At 42.1% G+C, this 21135-nt stretch carries 24 protein-coding genes and 1 pseudogene; 14 read left to right on the forward strand and 11 right to left on the reverse strand.

Annotated features, from left to right (window positions below; all coding sequences use genetic code 11):
* The first annotated feature begins 134 nt into the window (after nt 1-134).
* The 4 genes from PQR79_RS01535 to PQR79_RS01550 all read left to right on the forward strand — a co-directional run bounded on the left by PQR79_RS01535 (nt 135) and on the right by PQR79_RS01550 (nt 3235).
* Nucleotides 135-1007, forward strand: coding sequence for a 6-carboxytetrahydropterin synthase (locus tag PQR79_RS01535; RefSeq protein WP_238103382.1), 873 nt, complete (start codon nt 135-137; stop codon nt 1005-1007).
* 68 nt (nt 1008-1075) lie between these two features.
* Nucleotides 1076-1942 carry a M23 family metallopeptidase gene (locus PQR79_RS01540; protein WP_438270800.1) on the forward strand — a complete coding sequence of 289 codons (867 nt, stop codon included), beginning with the start codon at nt 1076-1078 and terminating at the stop codon, nt 1940-1942.
* A 152-nt stretch (nt 1943-2094) separates the two neighbouring features.
* The gene (locus PQR79_RS01545) at nt 2095-2490 is read left to right on the forward strand and encodes an ACT domain-containing protein (RefSeq protein WP_238103386.1); all 396 of its coding nucleotides are present in this window, start codon (nt 2095-2097) and stop codon (nt 2488-2490) included.
* Nucleotides 2491-2590: 100 nt separating this feature from the next.
* Entirely contained in the window at nt 2591-3235 is a 645-nt protein-coding gene (locus PQR79_RS01550; RefSeq protein WP_274408360.1) for a DUF3047 domain-containing protein, read from the forward strand.
* 56 nt (nt 3236-3291) lie between these two features.
* Here PQR79_RS01550 and PQR79_RS01555 read toward each other — a convergent pair whose 3' ends face one another.
* From PQR79_RS01555 to PQR79_RS01570, 4 genes are all read right to left on the reverse strand, one after another.
* The gene (locus tag PQR79_RS01555) at nt 3292-3627 is read right to left on the reverse strand and encodes a TehB family protein (RefSeq protein WP_160054244.1); all 336 of its coding nucleotides are present in this window, start codon (nt 3625-3627) and stop codon (nt 3292-3294) included.
* A 66-nt stretch (nt 3628-3693) separates the two neighbouring features.
* Nucleotides 3694-4839 carry an NADH:flavorubredoxin reductase NorW gene (norW, locus tag PQR79_RS01560; RefSeq protein ID WP_238103389.1) on the reverse strand — a complete coding sequence of 382 codons (1146 nt, stop codon included), beginning with the start codon at nt 4837-4839 and terminating at the stop codon, nt 3694-3696.
* Entirely contained in the window at nt 4836-6323 is a 1488-nt protein-coding gene (gene norV, locus PQR79_RS01565) for an anaerobic nitric oxide reductase flavorubredoxin (protein WP_238103390.1), read from the reverse strand. The genes norW and norV overlap by 4 nt, the downstream gene beginning before the upstream one ends.
* Before the next feature lie 231 nt (nt 6324-6554).
* The gene (locus PQR79_RS01570) at nt 6555-7388 is read right to left on the reverse strand and encodes a LysR family transcriptional regulator (protein WP_238103391.1); all 834 of its coding nucleotides are present in this window, start codon (nt 7386-7388) and stop codon (nt 6555-6557) included.
* A gap of 102 nt (nt 7389-7490) precedes the next feature.
* Here PQR79_RS01570 and PQR79_RS01575 point away from each other — a divergent pair, with 102 nt between their 5' ends.
* The 4 genes from PQR79_RS01575 (at nt 7491) to PQR79_RS01590 (ending at nt 9951) form a co-directional block, all read left to right on the forward strand.
* Entirely contained in the window at nt 7491-8702 is a 1212-nt protein-coding gene (locus tag PQR79_RS01575; protein WP_238103392.1) for a YbfB/YjiJ family MFS transporter, read from the forward strand.
* A 120-nt stretch (nt 8703-8822) separates the two neighbouring features.
* Nucleotides 8823-9137, forward strand: a complete 315-nt coding sequence (locus PQR79_RS01580) for a hypothetical protein (protein ID WP_238103393.1) — start codon at nt 8823-8825, stop codon at nt 9135-9137.
* 66 nt (nt 9138-9203) lie between these two features.
* Nucleotides 9204-9662, forward strand: a complete 459-nt coding sequence (locus PQR79_RS01585; protein ID WP_238103394.1) for a GNAT family N-acetyltransferase — start codon at nt 9204-9206, stop codon at nt 9660-9662.
* Between the two features lie 10 nt (nt 9663-9672).
* Nucleotides 9673-9951 (forward strand): hypothetical protein, encoded by a 279-nt coding sequence (locus PQR79_RS01590; protein ID WP_238103395.1) that lies wholly within the window; start codon nt 9673-9675, stop codon nt 9949-9951.
* A gap of 64 nt (nt 9952-10015) precedes the next feature.
* On the opposite strand, the gene PQR79_RS01595 is transcribed toward PQR79_RS01590, so the two are convergent.
* Together PQR79_RS01595 and PQR79_RS01600 are read right to left on the reverse strand one after the other, a co-directional pair.
* Entirely contained in the window at nt 10016-10585 is a 570-nt protein-coding gene (locus PQR79_RS01595) for a VOC family protein (protein WP_238103397.1), read from the reverse strand.
* A 39-nt stretch (nt 10586-10624) separates the two neighbouring features.
* On the reverse strand, nt 10625-11107 hold the full coding sequence (locus PQR79_RS01600; protein ID WP_238104159.1) for a L,D-transpeptidase family protein: 483 nt from the start codon (nt 11105-11107) through the stop codon (nt 10625-10627).
* A 211-nt stretch (nt 11108-11318) separates the two neighbouring features.
* Here PQR79_RS01600 and PQR79_RS01605 point away from each other — a divergent pair, with 211 nt between their 5' ends.
* Both PQR79_RS01605 and PQR79_RS01610 read left to right on the forward strand, forming a co-directional pair.
* Complete coding sequence (locus PQR79_RS01605) at nt 11319-12149, forward strand: ion transporter (RefSeq protein WP_238103399.1); 831 nt, start codon at nt 11319-11321, stop codon at nt 12147-12149.
* 83 nt (nt 12150-12232) lie between these two features.
* The gene (locus PQR79_RS01610; RefSeq protein ID WP_238103401.1) at nt 12233-13726 is read left to right on the forward strand and encodes an MATE family efflux transporter; all 1494 of its coding nucleotides are present in this window, start codon (nt 12233-12235) and stop codon (nt 13724-13726) included.
* 77 nt (nt 13727-13803) lie between these two features.
* Here the strand turns inward: PQR79_RS01610 and PQR79_RS01615 are convergent, their stop codons facing one another.
* The 4 genes from PQR79_RS01615 to PQR79_RS01630 form a co-directional block, all read right to left on the reverse strand.
* Entirely contained in the window at nt 13804-14031 is a 228-nt protein-coding gene (locus PQR79_RS01615) for a DUF2986 domain-containing protein (protein ID WP_238103403.1), read from the reverse strand.
* A 216-nt stretch (nt 14032-14247) separates the two neighbouring features.
* Nucleotides 14248-14697 carry a hypothetical protein gene (locus tag PQR79_RS01620; RefSeq protein ID WP_274408362.1) on the reverse strand — a complete coding sequence of 150 codons (450 nt, stop codon included), beginning with the start codon at nt 14695-14697 and terminating at the stop codon, nt 14248-14250.
* 149 nt (nt 14698-14846) lie between these two features.
* The gene (locus PQR79_RS01625) at nt 14847-15203 is read right to left on the reverse strand and encodes a glutaredoxin family protein (protein ID WP_238103407.1); all 357 of its coding nucleotides are present in this window, start codon (nt 15201-15203) and stop codon (nt 14847-14849) included.
* A 106-nt stretch (nt 15204-15309) separates the two neighbouring features.
* Nucleotides 15310-18423: a DUF748 domain-containing protein gene (locus PQR79_RS01630; RefSeq protein WP_274408363.1), complete on the reverse strand. Its 3114-nt coding sequence runs from the start codon at nt 18421-18423 to the stop codon at nt 15310-15312.
* A gap of 303 nt (nt 18424-18726) precedes the next feature.
* Between PQR79_RS01630 and PQR79_RS01635 the strand changes: the two genes are divergently transcribed.
* The 4 genes and pseudogenes from PQR79_RS01635 (at nt 18727) to PQR79_RS01650 (ending at nt 20555) form a co-directional block, all read left to right on the forward strand.
* Nucleotides 18727-19110 carry a GNAT family N-acetyltransferase gene (locus PQR79_RS01635; RefSeq protein ID WP_238103410.1) on the forward strand — a complete coding sequence of 128 codons (384 nt, stop codon included), beginning with the start codon at nt 18727-18729 and terminating at the stop codon, nt 19108-19110.
* Nucleotides 19111-19259: 149 nt separating this feature from the next.
* Nucleotides 19260-19958, forward strand: a complete 699-nt coding sequence (locus tag PQR79_RS01640) for a DUF445 domain-containing protein (protein WP_238103411.1) — start codon at nt 19260-19262, stop codon at nt 19956-19958.
* Nucleotides 19959-20030: 72 nt separating this feature from the next.
* Nucleotides 20031-20380, forward strand: a pseudogene (locus tag PQR79_RS01645) (VOC family protein).
* Complete coding sequence (locus tag PQR79_RS01650; protein ID WP_372940316.1) at nt 20361-20555, forward strand: DUF1289 domain-containing protein; 195 nt, start codon at nt 20361-20363, stop codon at nt 20553-20555. The pseudogene PQR79_RS01645 and the gene PQR79_RS01650 overlap by 20 nt, the downstream one beginning before the upstream one ends.
* Here PQR79_RS01650 and PQR79_RS01655 read toward each other — a convergent pair.
* Complete coding sequence (locus PQR79_RS01655) at nt 20552-21055, reverse strand: GNAT family N-acetyltransferase (RefSeq protein ID WP_238103413.1); 504 nt, start codon at nt 21053-21055, stop codon at nt 20552-20554. The two genes, PQR79_RS01650 and PQR79_RS01655, sit on opposite strands and share 4 nt — an antisense overlap.
* Nucleotides 21056-21135: the final 80 nt, after the last annotated feature.

The raw sequence follows: 21135 nt of genomic DNA on the forward strand, positions 1-21135 counted from the left end.
TTTTACCACCTTGTATTAGACCAAGAGGTGATACCCCTTGGTATGTAGACGTCTTAAAATACCTTTTCCATTGGCATGTGCCATTCGGGATACATTTATACTGAGGTGGACTGTTTTTCTGCCTAGGAGCATTAATGCAACTGTTTGTAAAAGATTTAACCGTTATCGATTTTTCTTATCTTTGTCCAATACGTGGCATGGTAGGAGAAAGCTGGATTGTCGATGTATTACTCGATGGCGGCTTAGATGAACAAAATATGGTGTTAGATTTTTCAAAAGTAAAACGCACCATTAAAAACACCATTGATGATATTGCTGATCATCGTTTACTCATCCCTACCGCGTGTAGCGAAGTGCGCTGGCAACAAAAAGGCGATCGTGTTTGGATGGACTTTACTAGCCAGAAAGGGGATATCCACTTGGCGTGTCCGTCACAAGCATTTGCGCTTATTCCTACTGAGATTATTGATTTTGAAAGTGTGAATGATTTTCTCAAAAAAGCGCTGCGTGAAGCACTGCCAGATAATGTTCAAGGCATTAGCCTAACCTTACGTAACGAGGCGCTCGATACGCCATTTTATCATTATAGCCATGGTTTACGTAAGCATGATGGTAACTGTCAACGTATTGCACATGGCCATCGTAGTCCTGTTACAGTGTTCGAAAATGGTATTGCTGAACCTAAATGGGATCAATATTGGGCTGACCGTTGGCAAGATGTCTATTTAGGTACTGAAGAAGATTTAGTCCCGGTGGCGACACTTGCTCTATCAAAGCAAACCAGTATAAGCGACGAAACCCATTTCGGTTTTCACTACATGGCACCACAAGGCGATTTTCAGCTCGCGATGCCAAAACAATGTTGTGATTTAATTCCACACGACACCACTGTCGAACTGCTGGCGGAATACATGGCCACGACGTTAGCTAACAAGGTGCCTGAAAGCCACTTTAAAGTGATAGCCTATGAAGGTATCGGCAAAGGAGCCATTGCGGTTAAAGGTTAATCGAGTAAGATGAACGGGCTGCCTAAAGGTAGCCCTTTTTTTATTTTTTTTACAAGGAATGCGGTTTTATGTCAGTTAAGCAATCACCTTTAAAGGCAATTTCTACAGCGGCTTTGTTCATGGCCAGCGTATTGGGTTTTAGCACCAGTGCGACCGCAGTGACTTTTCAAGGCAAGTTTGAACAAGGTGCATTGGTTCGTGGTACTGTTCCAGCGGGTAGCAAAGTCTTATTAAATGGCCAAGCGATAAAAGTGACGCCCACAGGGCAGTTTGCTATTGGGTTTGATCGAGATGCCGCCGCAGAGCAAGTTGTTAAAGTGACGTATCCAGACGGATTAACCGAAATTAAACCGCTTAACATTGCCCCGAAACAATACAAGATTGATCGCATCACGGGGATTAGCAAAAAAATCATGAAGCCTGATCCCGTTGCACAAGCAAGAGCGGCAAAAGATGCCAAGCAAACCCGTGCAGCAAGAGATATATTTTCAGAGCAACAGGCGTTTATGCAATCATTTATTTGGCCGGTAACCGGACGTATTTCAGGTGTTTATGGCAGTCAACGAGTGTATAACGATGTACCTGGAAACCCACATTATGGTGTAGATGTTGCTCGTCCTACAGGCACTGAGGTGGTAGCGCCTGCTGATGGTGTCATTACCCTCGCGGAACCTGATATGTTTTATTCTGGCGGTACTGTCATTATTGACCACGGATATGGGGTGAGTTCAACGTTTTTACATTTGAGTAAATTATATTTAAACGTTGGTGACAAAGTAGCGCAGGGCGATAAAGTGGCTGAAATTGGCGCCACAGGCCGCGTGACAGGTCCGCATTTAGATTGGCGTTTAAACTGGTTCCAAATGCGCTTAGACCCAGTGTCAATTGTACCGCCAATGGAAAAAGTGTTAGCGGCACAAAAAGTGGCAAAATAAGTTTATTGTCCCGAGCTTAGGTTATTAAGCATTAAGCATTAAGCATTAAGCATTAAGCATTAAGCATGTTATTCGCGGTCATCTTGCAATAACACGTGCGAGTCCTGTTATAGCGTGCTAAATCAATGGATTATCAAAAAGGATTGTAGACTATGAGTGGTATGACTGACTTAGAGCAACTCTTAGCGTCAATGAACCCTAAATTGATGGATGGCGAATTTGTATTTTGTACCGTGCAGGGGGACTATCAACAATATAATCGATTAGCACCACTTGCCACATTTCGTGAGAGTGAAGGCTTAACGTTAGTGATCAGTAAAGAGGCTGCTATATCGGCAGACTTGGCCTTTGAAGCAAGTTTTAAACAAATTACTCTAACAGTGCATTCAAGCCTTGAAGCTGTTGGATTAACGGCTGCAGTAGCGGCTAAACTCACAGAATATAACATCAGCGCTAATGTTATCGCAGCGTATTATCACGACCATATTTTTGTGCCTTCAAACAAAGCCCAATTAGCCTTAACCGCACTAGCGGAGTTTAAGCAATAATCATTTATTGTCATCTTTAGTTTGCCTTGAGGCCGTTTTTCTTACTCAAACACACCGCTCAATAACAACATTGGAGAGTCACATGTGCAAATGGATATTCGTGTTTTTGAATTTTTTGCTATGTGTGAGCGCGCAAGCGGTGACCAATTTAACGGCGTTAAGTGAGCAAGGCATTGAACAATGGCAAACGAAAGAATTTTCAGGTAAATCAATTTATAGCGTTGGACAATACAAAGGCCAAATGGCGCTTAAAGCCATTAGCCAAAATGCAGCATCTGGACTTGTTTTAGAAAAGAAGATCAATCTACTTAATACGCCTTATTTAAGTTGGAGTTGGTTAGTTGAAAAAACGTTGCCACAGTTAGATGAACAAAGTAAAAGCGGTGATGATTTTGTGGCGCGTATATATGTTGTTATCGATGGCGGACTGTTTATTTGGAATACCAAATCACTTAATTATGTCTGGTCGAGTAATCAAGCCAAAGGCGAGTTGTGGGATAACGCGTTTGCTGGCTCAAGGGTTAAAATGTTGGCGATACAAGGCCAAGACTCAAAAAGTGGTGTGTGGTATCAAGAAAAGCGCAATGTTTACCAGGACCTTATTGATACATTTGGCGACAAAGGCAGTGCAAAAGCTAACCAAAAAGCTTATCAGCACATTGATGTGATTGCGATTATGACCGATACCGATAATTGTGGTCGTGATGCTGAATCCTATTATGGCGACCTATTTTTTAGTGAATAAATCAGTGGGGGCAGCTTGTTGCTGCCCCTGATCGCGATAAAAGTATCATTGTAAGATTATTTGCTATTAAACATCGCTTGGCCGGTTTTATCTTTTTCGGACCAAAAATTAATATTGAACTGTGCATCAGGGCTTAACTCAATGCGATGCCAGTACTGCGGAGGGCTGGTGGCAAATTGGCCCGCGTTAATCACCACTGTCACTTCTGGTTCGGTTGCTTCGCTGTCGGCAAAGCCATAGTAAGTGACCACGCCTTCCATCACACACAACTGACCAAAAACACCTTCGGCGGTATTATGGTGAGTCAGTAGGGCCGCAGGCACATTGTCTTTGGTAAAAAATGGCGTAGAGCGTTGAATAGTCCAGTTAGCTGGAATGCGTTGATGAGACATAATGTTCTCCTTAGGGTGCTGTTTACCAATGCAATACCAAGTAAACAGCACCGATTTAAATATAGGTTAAAAGTTTGCGGGTAAAGCCCTGAGTAACGGGAACGTGTTGTTCATATGCCCTTGGGTGACCACAAAGCCAATAATTTGTTTTTGCTCGTTAAAGGCTTTAACTGAACAGCCATTTGCGTCAATGTCTACCTGCCAAGATGACACCCCCTTAACCGTGTTGCCACCTAATTGAATGGGCATTTGTGGTGTTTTAACCTTAACTAGCATCGCTGGTAAACTTAACGTTGTGGGTTGGCCTAATAAGGTTTTTGCCAGAGCATTGGCGCTTAACAAAATGGGTTGTAAGTACGACATCACTTTGCCATTGATTTCGGCGCAATCGCCTAACGCGTAAATGTTATTCACAGAGGTTTGCAGTTGATGATTAACCACGATGCCATTGTTAACTTCAAGGCCTGTTTGTGTCGCTAGGGCCACATTCGGCTTTAATCCCGCTGCCGAAATGACGCAATCGATATCATGGGTTGTGCCAGAGCTCAGCGTGGCACACATCGTAGACTCATTTTGATTAAGTGCAGTGACCGTTTGGCTAAACTCAAATTTTACACCGGCCTCAGTTAGCTTAGTTTGCAGCGCAGAGGCGATAAGGTCGGGCAACATGTTCGTCATTACGCCTTTACTTGGGTCGACCACCACCACATGTTTGCCACTGTGACTTAAATCCATTGCGATTTCGGTACCTATCAGCCCTGCGCCAATCAACATTACCCGCTTCGCCTCATGCAATTGCTGTTGCGCGCTGGCAAACTCTTGCAAGCTGTTTAACGTCATCACGTTATGGGTGGCGTTACCTTGCATAGGCGGAACAAATGTTTTGGCTCCAGTCGCCAACACTAATTGTGAGTAAGGATAGGCGACATCGTTAACCCACACGCGTTGTTGTTGGCTATCGATGCTGTCTACTCGCGTTAAGGCATGCAAAGTAATGTTGTACTGTGCAGCAAACTCTTGAGCTGATTGGCGAATTAAATCGTTACTGGTTTGCTGGTGACTAAATACATGGCTTAAATCTGGTTTATTGTAATCATGGCCCTCATCAAGGGTAAAAACGGTAATCGGTTGTTGTGTATTTGTGCGTCTAATGGTTTTAATCAATTGATATGAACCAAAGCCACTGCCAATAATGATGATAGGTGCATTCATGATGCTTTCCTCTGTGCAACCGGTGTAAATACCTCTTTACCTAAACCACAATCTGGACAAAGGAAAAAGTCTGGTACTTCGCTCCAAGGCGTTCCCGGCTGCACATCTTGGTTTGGCTCGCCTAATACGGGTTGATATACCCAGTTACACACGGTACATAGCATGTCTTGTGTATCGTTAGAGGTTGTAGCACATGATGTTTGGACTGCAGGTGCGATAGATACTGTAGATTTAACCGCTTGATTTGGGTTAAGAGAAGATGAAATTGAATCGACATTACTGAGATCATGTAACGCCCAACTTTTAGCGATTTGGCGGCCATGTTCACGGCATTCGCGCATGGCTTTTCCGTCGGGTTTCCATTTGGCTTTTAGGCCGACAGTGGTTTCAAAACCGGCGTCGGTTAGGCGAGTGTGAATGCGGTCTACTGCACCGCCATTCCAGCCGTAGCTGCCAAATGCACCGGCTTTTTTATCTTTAAAACGTAATCCGGTGATTTCTTCTAGCATGCCAGCCACTTTTGGCATCATGACATTATTCATGGTTGATGAGCCGACCAAAATCCCTTTTGAGCGGAACACATTAGCAAGAATGTCATTTTTGTCGTGGCGCGCCACATTAAACACTTTAACAGAAACGCCAGGGTCAACATCATGGATCCCCTGGGCAATGGCATCAGCCATCAAGCGGGTGTTGTTAGACATTGAGTCGTAGAAAATAGTGATGCGGTCTTCTTGGTAGTTATCAGCCCATTGCAAATACTGATGAATGATCTGTGTTGGGTTGTCACGCCACACCACGCCATGGGCGGTGGCAATCATATCAACAGGCAGGTTAAAGCCTAAAACCTCGTTAATTTTAGCGGTTACCAGTGCACTAAACGGGGTTAAAATATTGGAATAATAGCGTAAGCATTGATCCATTAATTCAATCTGGTCAACTTCATCATTAAACAAGCGTTCATCGCAATAATGCTGACCAAAAGCATCGTTACTAAATAGCACGGCATCTTGAGTTAAATAGGTCATCATACTGTCTGGCCAGTGCAACATTGGGGTTTCGATGAAGACCAATTGTTTACCGTTACCGATATCTAGGCTATCGCCAGTTTTGACAATATTGAAGTTCCATTCAGGGTGGTGATGCAAGCCGGTAATAGAGTCGATGGCATTTTCGGTACAATAAATTGGAGTATTAGGGATTTTTGCCATGAGTGCGGCCAATGCGCCAGAGTGATCTTCTTCAGCATGGTTAATGACAATATAATCAATGAGATTAAGATCAATTTCCATTTCAAGGTTTTGAATAAATTGCAGACTGAAACGATGGTCTACAGTATCGATTAGGACATTTTTTTGCTCACGGATAAGGTAACTGTTGTAACTGGTGCCCTTGGTGGTTTTATATTCAGTGCCATGAAAGTCAAGAATTTCCCAGTCGCGTTGGCCAACCCAATTGATATTGTTTTTAATGTGAATAGTCATATTTACACCTGTAATAATTAAACGTTAATCGTTAAAAAGTAAAATCCTTATCTGATAACGATGTTATTGCAGGTGTCGTGCCAACACTTTAAATGCTTATTTATCAGTGGTTTATTGTTTTGTTGAAAACATACTTTGTCATGTAGACAGTATTCGATGGTGTAAAAATGACACCGTTATGGTCATGTTGACACTCTTGAGGTTCGCTTCGGTGTGGACAATAAGGTTAAGCTATTTTGTCAGCAAGGTGGCTAGGGTTAAAATACCAGATTCTAATGGGCTGTCTTTACGATAAACAATGGACAACTGAACATGTTTAGGGCCATGACTTACAGGTGTCATAACCAATGATTTTTCATAACGGCTGCCGGCCACCATATTTTTACCAATAATGGTATAACCTAATCCTGCAGCAATGCAGCCTAATACGCCATCTGCACTACTCATTATCATGAGTTCATCATTGCCTCGACCAGCTTGTTGTCGCCACAGCATGGCATGTTGTCGGTAACCGCAGCCTTCATCTCTAACCAATAATACAGGGTCATATTCGCTGTCTCGCGGTGTCACCATGATTAATTCTTCTTTAACGATTGGGATCACTACCAGATTTTCATGTTGAGGAGCATTGCCAATTGCAGCGCAATCGACTTTATTATTTAACACCGAAAACACTAACCTTTCGCTGGTGTCGGTATGAATCTTAGTGCGAATTTCAGCATGGTTGAGCTTAAGTTGTTTAAGCGCTAAAGGCATGTGTACGGCGGCAAATGTTTCGGGCATTCCAACACGTAACTCGTAAGTGTCTTTATTACGGGAAATAGCAGAAATAGCTTGATGCTGTAATAACAATATTTGCCCTGCGTAATCGTATAGTTGTTGCCCGTTTGGGGTTAGTTGCAGTTTTCTGCCATTCAGTGTGAACAGTTTCGTGTCGAGTTCTGCTTCGAGCTTTTTAATCCTATTAGTGATATTGGACTGCACGGTATTGAGTTTATCTGCCGCCCCTTTAATGCCTTGTTCATCGACCACGGCTTTAAAGGTTTTGAGTATTAACATTTCCATATGGTTCTCAATTTAAGAAGTTTTGCTTCAAAATAATTCAATTTTTAACATTAGCAGGTTGACGTATTGTTTGTTAATCATTTTTCGATTAGGCGGAAGGAAATGTTAAAGGAATTGACCGCTTTTCGTGTTTATTTTGCAGGTATTTGCAGCTTAATCGTCACTGTTGGGGTGGCACGATTTTCCTATAGTTTGCTATTACCCATAATGCAGGACAGTGCTGGTTTAACTGAGTCCGGAGGTGGTTGGTTGGCGACCACTAATTTTATGGGCTATATGTTTGGCGTCTTTGTGGCGGCGAGCATGCATAATCTGCATTATAAATATAATTTACACCGTGTTTATTTACTCTTGAGTGTGGTGACTTCTGCTGCCATGGTGATGACGACCGATATTATAACTTGGGCAATATTACGTTTTATAGCAGGGGGTTGTGCCTCTGGCGGATTTATCATTGCTTCAGGTCTTATCTTAAAGTGGCTGGTAAGACACAATCATCGCGCCGAATTAGGGATCCACTTTGCGGGTGCCGGCCTAAGCATTGTTATCACTTCATTGCTGTTCGAGTTAATGCTCGGCTTGTCGGCTGATTGGCAGCAGCAATGGCTGGCCCTAGCGCTGCTGGCTGTTGTGGTTTCTATTCCTGCATGGTGGTGGATGCCGCATCCCTCAGCCGGTGAGCAGCAAGGAGAGGTTGCTAATGATAATCCACCCAGCCGCGAATTTAAGTTACTCATGATGCTAGCCTATTTTTGTGCCGGTTATGGCTATGTGGTTAGCTCAACCTTTATCGTCGATATTGTCGAGCGCACAGAGGGATTACAAGGCCAGGGCAGTTTAGCTTTTTTGTTAATTGGTATTGCTGCCACGCCTGCCGCATTAGTGTGGGATAGAATTGCGCGTAAAACGGGTTATGTAAAGGCGTTATTAGGTGCTTATTGTTTGCAAGCCGTGGGGATTATTCTGCCTGTGATGAACGACAGCTTAACCGTGGTGATTATCAGTGCGTTATGTTTTGGCGGCACCTTCATCGCCTGCGTCAGTTTAGTGTTAACCATGGCGGGTAAGTTTTATCCCAGTAACCCCGCCAAGTTTATGGGCACGATGACTTTATTCTATGGCGCAGCACAAATTATTGCGCCTGTTCCGACGGGCTATTTAGCCGAATACTTTGGCAATTATGATATGGGTTTATATGTTTCGGCCAGCGTGGTGATGATGGGAACGCTATTTTTACTTGGTTTACGTAGACTCGAAAGTCGTGCTGTGATGGGTCAAGGTTTAGACAAAGAAAACCAGGTGGTTATTGGTTAATTATAAAAGTAAGTCTTAATGTCAAAACCAAGTATTTAATTGATAGCTGACAGTAAAATAATCGGTTAACTTATCCTGTGTTTTTCATAAGCTTTTACATCGTGCGAGGGATGAAGATATATGAAGTTTTTAGGATTAATGACAGGATGTATATTACTAAGCGGTTGTGCAACGGGTTATCAAGCTTACACCTGGTCTGGTGGATATAAAGACAAAGTGTTGGGTGAAAAGCATTTCCTTGTAGAATATTATGGCAATGGCACAACCTCAATTGAAATGCTTAATTTGTTTTGGCAAACGAGAGCCGATGAATTATGCCCTAATGGCTATGATGTCGTCGATGAAAACAAAGGTAAAACAGATGGTGGGATTTTTTTAGGCGGGGTGACTGCTATTGATCATCCTTGGTTAAAAGCTGAGATTCAGTGTAAATAATAAGTTGTACTTTAGTCATGGGTTAATGCTTAACGATAATTCTAAATATAAAAGGAATGTTAGTTAATGGACATTTTGCTGGATGATTTACAAGACGCTGGTGTGATTGAATTATTACAAGCACATTTAGCGGACATGTATGCTACTTCACCACCCGAAAGTGTGCATGCATTAGATATCGACGCATTAAGCCACCCCAGTATTACGTTTTGGTGTGCAAAGCGACAAGGCGAGGTGATAGGTTGTGTCGCGATAAAAGAGCTCAACAATACCCATGGCGAAATCAAGTCTATGCGTACATCTGCAGCGGCAAGAAACCAAGGGGTGGCGACAGCATTGTTGTTGCATTTGCTCAGAGAGGCAAAACGTCGAGGTTATCAGCAGTTGAGTTTAGAAACTGGCTCGATGGATTTTTTTGCACCCGCAAGACGATTGTATCAACGTCATGGCTTTGAATATTGCGGCCCATTTGCAGATTATCAGGCTGATCCTAATAGTCTGTTTATGACCAGATTCATTGATTAAATGAAGCTCAATGTTGATTAAAGTAAAACCAAGTAAAGCGCTTATCGTTGAAATGGCTAAACGCTCATCCATCTTCGTGGTTATTTTTGTTATTGCCATTATGATGTTGATGACGCCAGAAGGTGAATGTATTGCGTTTTTAGGTCACCGTTTGTGCAGTGGAATAGAGAAGTGGCTAATCGTAAAATGGATATTCTTTTTTGATTCAATATTACTCGCGTATACTGCGCTACCTCTATTACATTACCTTGCACTACGATTTTTAATTAAACATAAAAATAGACGTTGAATGGGTAACATTAAATATGTAACGCAGATTGAATCTACAATGCATGACTTATGAGGCGATGCATTTATTGTTCGCTGGCGATAATAGTTTGAATATCATGCGGATGCACTTTTACGCAAATGCCATTGGCTTTAAATGCGATGGTTGGGTTGGCTAAACGCTCGTTATCACCTTTAGGTGAACTCTGTTTCACGTTAATCTTTCCAACCCCAGCTTGAGCATTATCTATGATGCTGGCCAATTGTGGTGCTTGTTCAATTAGCTCAGCAACAAGGGCTTCACAGGTTTGCGCTTGTGATGGAAACACCAACTCAATATGCTCCCAACCTTCAACCGGGTAAGCTTTATCTGAGGGAAAGGGCAGCTCAACGCAGTTAATCTGCATTTTACCCATCACTAATGGCTCAGTTAACTTGATGATTAAAATGGGTCTGCCATTAATCATGTTATTTGAAATAATCTCGCCATATTGGCTAAATTCATCGGCAAGTAACTGCGCCGTTTGGTCATTATTAACCCGCAATGCGGCGTGATCGGCCTGTAAAGATAAACGGTCTAATCCTAGCTGCTCAACAAAGGCAGTTATCCGCCTGCTAAAGTCAGCCCAGGTTTGTTGTAGATGTTGGTAGTTCATGTGCACACTCAAACAATTTATAGCGTAAAACGAAAGTGGTTATGGCCAAATCTCAATTGGGGTGCCGGCATCAATCATTTGCCAAAGCTCGTCCATTTCTTTGTTGGTGACCGCAATACAACCATTGGTCCAGTTGTATTTTTGTGCTTCTTCAGGCGGTAAAGGGGAACGAGGGTTTTCACCGTGGATCATGATCATGCCACCGGCAGGAATGCCGAGTGCGTCCGCGCGTAATTTGTCTTCTTCGTTAGGATATGAAATATGAATCGATTTATAAAACGCACTGTCTGATTTTTTGTAATCTAAGGTGTAACGGCCTTGTGGTGTGCGCTGATCGCCTTCTTTAAGTTTATGTCCTTGTGGTACATCGCCCATGGCAATGAGGTAACTTTTAACCACTTTACCTTCGCGTAATACGGATAAACGCGACTCTGATTTATTGACAACGACTAAATCTACTTTAGCGTGTAACGATTGCGACGATGAAGCATTTGCCCAAAGTGGACAACACAATAAAAGCATAAATACTGTAGACAGGGCGCGCATGAAATCTCCGTAAACCAATGACCATTTTAATTTTTATTGTAAAATGACTGATTCAGAATGTTAAAACTCGACAGTCAATGTTAGATTTTAACGACATCAAGGGTTAATTGATATTAGTTAACCGAGTTTATTTGCAAGATTTTTGCAAGTTCACCCAAAAGATTGCCTAAATATAGCGAAATCTGAAATGAATACTGAAGAAAAAGCGGATAATCCGTTTAAACAACAATTACGAAGTGTCATTTTTGGTACTGAAACACCGCAAGGTAAACGTTTCGATATTATTTTGATGATATGCATTGTGTTGAGTGTGCTGTTGATCTTTATTGACACTATTGAGCATATTAATGAGCAATATGGACAGTTAATTAGTATCGCTGAATGGAGCTTTACGGTATTGTTTACCGTTGAGTACATATTGCGATTATACTGTTCGCTTAATCGGTTACATTATGCTCGCAGTTTTTTTGGTATTGTCGATTTAGTGTCGATTTTACCCAGTTATTTAGGCTTAATTTTTCCTGGCGCAAACGTGGCCTTAGCGCTGCGAGTGCTGCGTTTGTTCCGGGTATTTAGAGTATTAAAGCTATTACGCTATTTAAGCGATGGCAATTTGTTATTAAAAGCCATGGTCCAGTCGAGCCGTAAAGTGTTTATGTTTTTCTTTTCGGTCAGCCTTATTATCATGGTGCTCAGTGTGATTATGTATGTGGTTGAAGGGCCAAATAATGGCTTTACTTCTATTCCTAAATCCATGTATTGGACCGTCGTCACGATTACGACTGTCGGTTATGGTGACATTACGCCACAAACGCCGTTAGGCCAGGGCATAGCGGCATTAACCATGTTGATTGGTTATTCGATAATTGCCATACCCACGGGGATTTTAACTGCTGAAATCTCCCACGAAATGGTGAGAACTCGTGATTTACGCAAGTGCAGTAATTGTGGCAAAAAAGGTCATGATAATGATGCTGATTATTGTAACCATTGTGGCAGCGAGTTAGAAAAACTCTAGATTTAAACACCACCCAGCTTTATTTCATCCAGCGTTTAACACCCAGATACAGTTTTACTGGGTGACTTTGTTCAAGGATAAGCATGACCACAGCAAAATTTGTTGAAGGGCCTATTTTACGTCATATATTGGTGATGAGTTCGACCGCAGCGGTCGGCATTTCGGCGTTATTCGTTGTTGATTTACTCGATATTTTCTTTTTAAGTTTGTTGGGTGAAGTTGAATTGGCTGCTGCTGCGGGTTATGCCAGTACTATTTCATTTTTTACCACTTCAATTGGGATTGGGCTGTCGATTGCATTAGGAGCGTTAGTGTCTAAGGCGGTAGGCGCGAAAAATATTAAACTGGCCAAGCGTTTGTTTTTAAACAGTGCATTAGTGACTTTGTTTACGAGTGTGCTGGTGGCCATTGTGGTGTTTAGTTTTATTCCTGAGTTATTGGCTTTAGTTGGCGCGACAGGGCGAACCGCTGAGCTGGCACAAAGTTACTTAACCATATTGATCCCTTCATTACCGTTTATTTGCTTAGCAATGGCATTAGGTGGCGCGCTACGAGCAGTAGGTGATGCAAAATTGTCAATGATGTCGACACTGGCTGGAGGCGGTGTTAATGCGGTGCTCGACCCTATCTTTATTTTTACGTTAGCGATGGGAATCGAAGGTGCGGCGGCAGCATCTGTTTTGGCTCGTATCGCGGTGTTTATCATTTCTGCTCGTGGTGTGGTGGTTAAGCACAAGTTAATGGGCCGATTTTCATGGTTGGAGTTTAAACAAGATTTAGGGGTGATATTTTCAATTGCGGCACCGGCGATGTTAACCAATGTGGCCACGCCAATAGGTAATGCGGTGGTAACCCGTGCCATTGCAGATTTTGGTGACAGTTATGTGGCTGGTTGGGCGGTGTTAGGCCGACTTATTCCGGTCAGTTTTGGGATGATTTTTGCCTTGTCTGGCGCAGTAGGGCCTATCGTTGGGCAAAATTTCGGCGCAAATGAGTTTGAGCGTGTGCGCTTGAGTTTAACCAAGGCGATTCAATTTTGTGTAGTGTATGTGTTAGCCATGTCGTTGATACTCTTTTGGCTGCGAGGTGTGATTGTAACTAGCTTTGATATGAAAGGGGATGCTGCAGAGTTGATTTTGTTCTTCTGTCAGTATATTGCGGTGTTCTTTATTTTCTCGGGGATTTTATTTATTGCTAACGCCTCGTTTAATAATTTAGGTAAAGCTAAGTATTCAACTTTATTTAATGTGGGTAAAGCGACCATTGGTACCATTCCTTTTGTGTATTTTGGCGCACAATGGGGTGGCGTTTACGGGGTGCTTATTGGGCAAGTTATTGGTGCGGTTATTTTTGGTGTTGTTGGTATACTGTGTGCGTATCGCCTTGTTGATAAAATTAGCCATCAAAGTGTTGTCTCCGTTGATGCTAACAAAAAGCTGTTAGAAGATGATGCAATGAATATTGATATGGTCGCCGCGCCTTTACCTACGTCAGGACGAACCCAAATGGGACAGTTAGATGAAGAGCCTTTGTGTAAGCAGTTAGCCCAACAAGATGCTAAGGCAAACAAAGAGTAATGGGTATAAGGTTACTTAAATCAACAAGCCCCTATGACGAGTGACGTGATAGGGGCTTTTTTGTCGCGGCGAGTAAGCTACTTTTTGTCTGCCGTTTCGGGCGTATCAGTAACGTCTTGCGCTGGTGCATCGGTTTCGTTATTGGCAGCGGCTTGTTCTGCTGCAGCCAACGCGATTTTTTCACGCTCAGCTTTAGAAATATAACGCTCAACAGGTTTGCTGCTTGGGTTAGATGGCACAACTTTGTTTTTACGCGCCTTAGCACGCTTGGCCAACTTTTTGATCATCTCTTGCTTTCTATTCATCTGACTTCTTACTGTGTAAACGACAAACTATTCATATCATTTCAGAAGATAAATGGCTTATCAAAACGAGAAGACGCTGGTCTAATTGCCATCGGCGGCTTCACGAGAAAATTGGAGGCTAATTTTAGCGTAATTGCTGGGGAGTATACAGCAGTTTATCAAAAAGAGTTTACCTGACTCGTTAGCGCTATCAATGGTGATAAAACCGCGTTGGTCTTATCGGGCAAACTTTTTAATGTCTTTTTCGGTGGCACCGTCGTTACATTCACCACGTATTTCAGCGCGATCGGTTTCAACATATCGACTCAATTCAATAAAACCGTTTTTGCAGTAACCGCTCATTTCAATAGTTTTTTGTAACCCTATATCCACTTGTTGATGCCACAGTTCGAGGCGTTTTTCTGCATTACGTTGTTCAGCGAGATAACTCTGTAAATCTTGTTTACGACGCGTTACACGTTGTTCATGAGGCTGATCATTGGGCAGGGCACGGTCGGTTACTGTTGCGAGTTTCGCCTTATAAGTAAAGAGTTTAATCCCATCGCCTTTAATTTGTGTGCTAAAGCTGTCACGAAATTGGCCAGCAAAGTCCATCGGGTCCGGTGGGCTTGAGCTGCACGCACTCAACAACACTGCACTACAAATAACTAAGCAAGTTTTAAACACTGATATCCCCTAAAATCAAAAATAATGCAATAAATCATACCTTAAGCAACCTTGCAGAAGATAGCCTTTACTCGGGTAAATTTACTTAAAGATGGTATTTACAATGTTAAGCCGCAATCACTACGGCTTCATTATTGCCAAACAAGATGTTAAGCAAAGCGCTTGTTTAGGTACGTGGTAATGGCCTTTGATTCATATAGCCATTGAGTTTGACCGTCTTGCTCTATGCGTAAACAGGGCACTTGTAACTTGCCGCCTTCAGCAGTCAATATGGCTTTATGTCGCGCTTGTTTTGCATCAACGAGGTTAATGTTCAAATTTTGACGACGCATTTCACGGCGCACTTTTACACAAAATGGACATGCAGCATATTGATATAACGCTAATGATTGTGTTTGTTGGTCGATAATATCCTGTTGCTCTGGTGGGCGTTGACGTTTTTTTGGGGCAAATACAAAATTTAATAACAAAATCATTCGACCTAAAATCCAGCGAATAATAAACATATCTATCCTTAATCAATATTATGATAACCCCGTTACTTTTTGGATAACGGGTTAAAAAAAATTAGCCGCAGTCTACTCGAAGTGAGTTCTGGTTAACAGGGCTTAACTATTTTGCTTGAAGCTCTAACATCGCAACTGATGCATTTTGATTGGTGTTTATTCGGCTTTCAAGCACAAAAACGTTACCTGCATCGATTTGGCCTTGCTCTACTAAATACGCTTTTACGGCACGGGCACGTGCTTGGGCAAGCAAGCCTAGGTCGTCGGCACTCACTTGTTGATTGTTTTTCAACATATTGTACAAGCTAATATGCCAGCGAGTGAGCAATTCTTCTGAGCTGAGTTCTGGCGTTTCTGTCATTAAGGTTTGTTTGATGTCGCTAGGCAATTGGCCCAACTCTTGTTCAACCAATAAATAAAGCGCATCGGTTAATGGCCCTGATGTTGGGAATTGACTTGCCGACAAATGTTTTGGCAAGTTGCGGGGCTTTATGGCTGCGGTTTTGGCGAGCTTTTTGTGAAGTTTAAGTTCAGCTAGGGCAGGTTGGTCGTTGGCAACATCAACACTGCCTTTAATATTGAGGTTCAGTAAGGGTCTTTCAATTAATGCGCTGGCGAGTTTGTCTAACGTTAACTGTTGTTGGTGTTCAATGTTACTGACACCAGGATCAAAATTGACTTTATCGATGGCTTCTTCGCTGCCTACAAGGCCGGCTATAAATGAAAAAGGTGAGGTCACAACTTTGGTGATGACGTTACCCAGTGCATTAATGATAATGCTACCAAAGCTAAAGCTCGGAGAGTCAATGTTGCCAGCCACATCAACACCTAAGTCGATGACACCGTGACGGTCTTGCAATAATGCAACGGCAAGGCTAACCGGCAAACTTGTGGCTTCTTCACTATTACTGCGTTTACCCAGTTTTAGTTGGTCAATGACAAGGTGGTTGCTGCCAATCAGGGCACTGTCTTTTAATTGGTAGTTTAAATCTAATGAAAGTTGGCCTTTGTCAATGTAATACCCTGCATAGGTGCCTGAATATGGGTTAACCGATGTCAGCTCAACTTTTTTAAAGTTGAGGTTTAAGTCCAAATACGGATGCTCTAGTAAAGGGTTAACATCGCCTTTTAACGTAACAGGGGCATATTTATCAATTTTACCTGCTAAATCTACTGATGCAGTTGTTTGCGGGTTTGAAGATAAATTGGTGATGTCACCATTGAGTAACTCAATACCTGAAGCAAAGTTGGGTGTGAGTGAGTTATCTGCAAAGAATGCTGAGCTGTCTTTAAAGCCTATTCGATTAATGTTGAGCTGCATTTCTGCCGTGTCGGTATTCGCTTTTGATGTCTCTTGTGTCGCAGCACTGGCCGATTGAGGCTTGTTTTTTTGGGTTTCTAGCTTGCCTATTGTTGGTGCAGGGGCATTGTCATGAATTAACTGGCTGATATTCGTGCTTCTATCTGCAGCAATAATCAAGCGGCTAAACAGGCTGTCAAAATTAATCTCATCAATATCAATTTTTGCTTGTTTACGGTCATAGGACAGCTGGTTTATATCCATACTTTCCCAATTTAATAAAGGTTGTTTGAGCACATTGTCTGTAATGTCGAGTTGTGCTATTTGAGCTTGGCCTTGGTAAATTAAGTTGTCGTTAGCATCTGCCGTTAATGTCCCTTTTGTTGAAAATACACCATCTTTAACGGTGACATTAATATAAGGGGCAATGTATGGCTGCAAGCGAGTCAGTAGCATATTATTAAAGTCGATTTCGGCATTAATGCTTTGGGCTAATACATCAATTTGACCGTTAGCACTTAATTGACTTTGTTCGTTAATGCCGGTTGAGAATTGGTAATCAATAGGGTTTGAAAAATCTGACATCATTTTACCCGTGCTGACATTCAGAGGCCCAAGCTGCCAAATGATGATGTTGTCGCTCGCAATCCCTTCGCCTAAGGTAATTTGATACTCGTCGAGTTTGAGTTTATTTAGGGTGACTAACCATGGCTGGTCTTGCGAGACCGGCTGCGTTGATTTTGCTTGGGCGGCACTGTCTTCGCTGTTGGTTGAATGAGTTGCTGTAGTGCTATTATCAGTGTTGCTGACTAATTCAGTGTTTTTAGGGAGTAACAAAGCGGCTAAATCAGCGCCTGTTGGCGTGATGTTGAGGTTAATCTTCCCCTTTTTGGTGTAAAGCTCATCAATGGTCACGTGTTGTTTTGGGGTATCAATATTGATGTTATTTATCGCCAAAACACCAATCGATATTTTTTCATCTTGCTGATGAAGGGCTTTAACATTTTCAATGATGATCCTAGCCCGGCTAATCTTAATGTCACTTATTGGGGCCAGAGCTGCATCTTGTAGTGCAATGTTATAATGCCCATTAACGCTCAATTGTCCTTGAGCTAAATTTATTGCAAATAGGTGGTCAATAAATGACCAGTAGCGTGATAGGTCGATATTAGCGACATTGATATCGCCTTGAAGCATTAAGGGCGATAATTGCAGTTGACCTTGTAGGTTTAACCCGCCTTGGTACTGATCTTCAATGGCGATGTTAAATTGATTCACTAAGTCTTGCTGGTCATCAATGGCAGCCAAAATACTATCAAATTGACTGAGTTTAAATTGAATGTTGGGATAGCTAATCAAGGTGTCGGTTACTTGGTCATCTAAGGTGAACGAGCCTTGTATAAGCTGAATATTTGCCATGCGCATTGATAACATCGCAGCCGTTTGCGGTTGCTGCTCAGCTTGTTGCGCACGACTGTCATTGGCTATGCGCTCTAAAATATCACTGAAGTTAAAGACATCATGTTGGTCATCTCGATGACGAACAACTCGAATGTTAGGTTGCTCTAGCACCACATCTTCTAATACTAGCCCCATGAGTCGAATTGATTGCCAGACTTGTAAATTAGCGTATAAACGCTCAAAACTGACAAATTGAGTGTCATTACTTTGTTCATTAATCGCAAATCCAGTCACTGTGAGTTCTGTGGTAAAGGGGTTAATGCGAATGTCTTGCACTATGACATGACGTCCGAGTATTTCACCTAACTGTTGCGGCAATTGTTGCTTTGCTATAGCCGGAATTAAACCGCCTAAAATGGCGCACAACAGTAAATACATGATTACGAGCCCCAATAACCATTTTTGATAGGTTGGGCGACGCTTAAAATGGGTGCGAATTGGGGTAATAAAAGATGTCATAGGGAAGTTATCTTGATCAATGCAGGGTCACAATGGTCTATAATAACAAATAAAATGAAATCAGAGGATTATTTTATAACCCAAACAGATTAATTTACTTTGCTCTTTAATGATGCTAAATTGTTAATGATTAATTTTAAGTTTATGTAATTAATAGGTTTATCTTTAGTGCGGTAGCCGTTATCTGTTTGCGAAACACGCCTAGTTGGTGTAATAGTTTATTGGTATGTAACTGGTAATCCGCTTGTTAACTTAATGTACAGTAAGCTCGGCTGCTGTTATGACTACTTTCAAGGATGATTAATGCAAATTCGTCTCGCTTCGAGCACTGATCTAGCACCACTGAGTCAACTTTTTGATTTGTATCGGCAACAACTTAATCAGCCAGCTGATTACTCCGCTTGTCATGCTTTTTTAAGTCATCGTTTAGCTGAAAATGACACCATGATCTTTGTCTGTATAAAAGATGACGTGATGGTGGGTTTTACACAGCTTTATCCTTCTTTTTCTTCTTTATTATTATCTCCGGTGTGGTACCTCGAAGATGTTTATGTTGTGCCTGAATATCAACAAACTGATGTCGCCGAGTTAATGTATCAAAAGGCAGAACAACTTGCTCAAAGTACAGGGGTTTTATTGATTAATCACTTTGAAGCACAACATATAAAAGCGCTCTGTTCGGCTTAACGGCTTAAATTAACTCGTCATCAAAACAAGCTACGAACCTCGGTTTATTTTCTGATAAAATGGTCGAGGTTTTTTTGTGTCCTCTATCAGGGTTTACCCTTTAAGGTGTGAGCCGGTAACAGAGGCGAGATAATGTTAAGGAACAAAGATTGAACAAGAGCGTAGCGACAAATTTAATAGCAGCCATTTTTGTATTGGTTGGTTATGGGTTAGGGCAACAAATTGTGTTGACCATTGGTTTATTTGCCTTGTCGGGTGCAATGACCAACTGGTTGGCCATTCATATGCTGTTTGAAAAAGTGCCAGGTTTATATGGCTCAGGTGTTGTGCCGTCGCGTTTTGAAGAGTTTAAGGCTGGTATTCAACATTTAATGATGCAGCAATTTTTTACTCAAGAAAATATTGATCGTTTTTTAACGGGTAACAGTGCCAGTAGTATTGATTTAACGCCAGTGATTGAAAAAATTGATTTAGCCCCTTCATTTGACGCGCTGGTTGATACCATCGAAAAGTCGTCATTTGGTGGCATGCTGGCGATGTTTGGCGGCACCGAAGCGTTAGTTCCGCTTAAAGAGCCTTTTATTGAAAAAATGAAACAATCTTTGGTCGAGCTCGCGCAAAGCGACCAATTTAACGCTATTTTAGTTAATGAGCTTGAGCAACCGAGTGTGATGGCCGATATGCAGGCTAAAGTGGCTAACATTGTCGAACAGCGTTTAAATGAATTAACCCCTGAACTGGTTAAGCAGATTGTTCAAGATATGATTAAAACCCATTTAGGTTGGTTAGTGGTATGGGGTGGTGTTTTTGGTGGATTGATTGGCGCGATTGCTGCGCTGGTGCAATAAGTCGGCTATAAAACCCGCAAATCCACTGCTCGCCATTGATACAGTGTTTAATTCAATTTAACAGAGGTGATGATGAGCCAGCACAACAAGATTAATTATTTAGAAATACCGGTTAAAATGTGCTGGCCACTAAAACCTTTTTTAGCCAAGTGTTTGGTTGGACATTTCAGGACTACGGCCCAGATTACAGCTGTTTTTTACAGGTGGGTATTGACGGTGGTTTTTATCAATCATCCAGTTCGTTTACGTTGGCGAGCGGCTGCCCATTGATTGTGCTGTACAGCCATGACTTATTGGCGACACAAGCTGCAATTACCCACGCGGGTGGTTTGATTAGCCGTGATGTTTTTAGTTTTCCGGGGGGTAGACGTTTTCATTTCACGGACGTAAATGGTAATGAATATGCCGTATGGTCAGAATAAACCCACAGTTGAAACGCCTTGTGTGAGACATTGTTGCTTAGACAGTAACGATATGTGTTTAGGGTGTCGTCGCTCGTTAGATGAGATTTTGGCTTGGCATTCGATGAACGATCAACAAAAAAGCGCGTTGATAGCGATTATGCAACAACGCGCTATAGCCTGTAAAAATCGTTAGTGGGTTTGCGTTTCAATATCGGTTCTAAACAGAGTAAACCCACGGGCTTGATAGTTTTGCAATGCACTTGGATGGTCTAACGAACAGGTATGCACCCACACTCTTCGGGTATCGGGTAACGCCCAGGCATGTTCAATGGCTTTAGTGAGTAGATAGCCGCCATACCCTTGACCAATAAAGCGCTGTCCTAGACCAAAGTACATGATTTCGACATTGCCATCTTCTTGCTGCTGTAATTCAAAATAACCTGCTGGCGACCCATCGACATAACCAACATATAGATACAGGTTACTGGCTTCGCTATAAACTTGCCATTGACTGTCTGTCCACGTGAGTTTATCGGTCCACTCCCATGCTGCCCCCACAAACTGATATAGAAATCGATTAAACTCATATTGTTTAACCTTGGCTTCGATAAGCGTTAATCCGTTCGATTGATGCTTGGGATTGAATTGACTACGGTCTGTCATTTCTAAATGATAAATACTGATCTGTGGCATTGGTATGGTTCTCTTTTTAATGCTCAAGCTGAACTTAGGATCGTCAATGTATTTCAAAAAGCCCAGTTAACTGGATTGAA

This window comes from Shewanella metallivivens (assembly GCF_028750675.1).
In the GTDB taxonomy this organism is placed as follows: domain Bacteria; phylum Pseudomonadota; class Gammaproteobacteria; order Enterobacterales; family Shewanellaceae; genus Shewanella; species Shewanella metallivivens.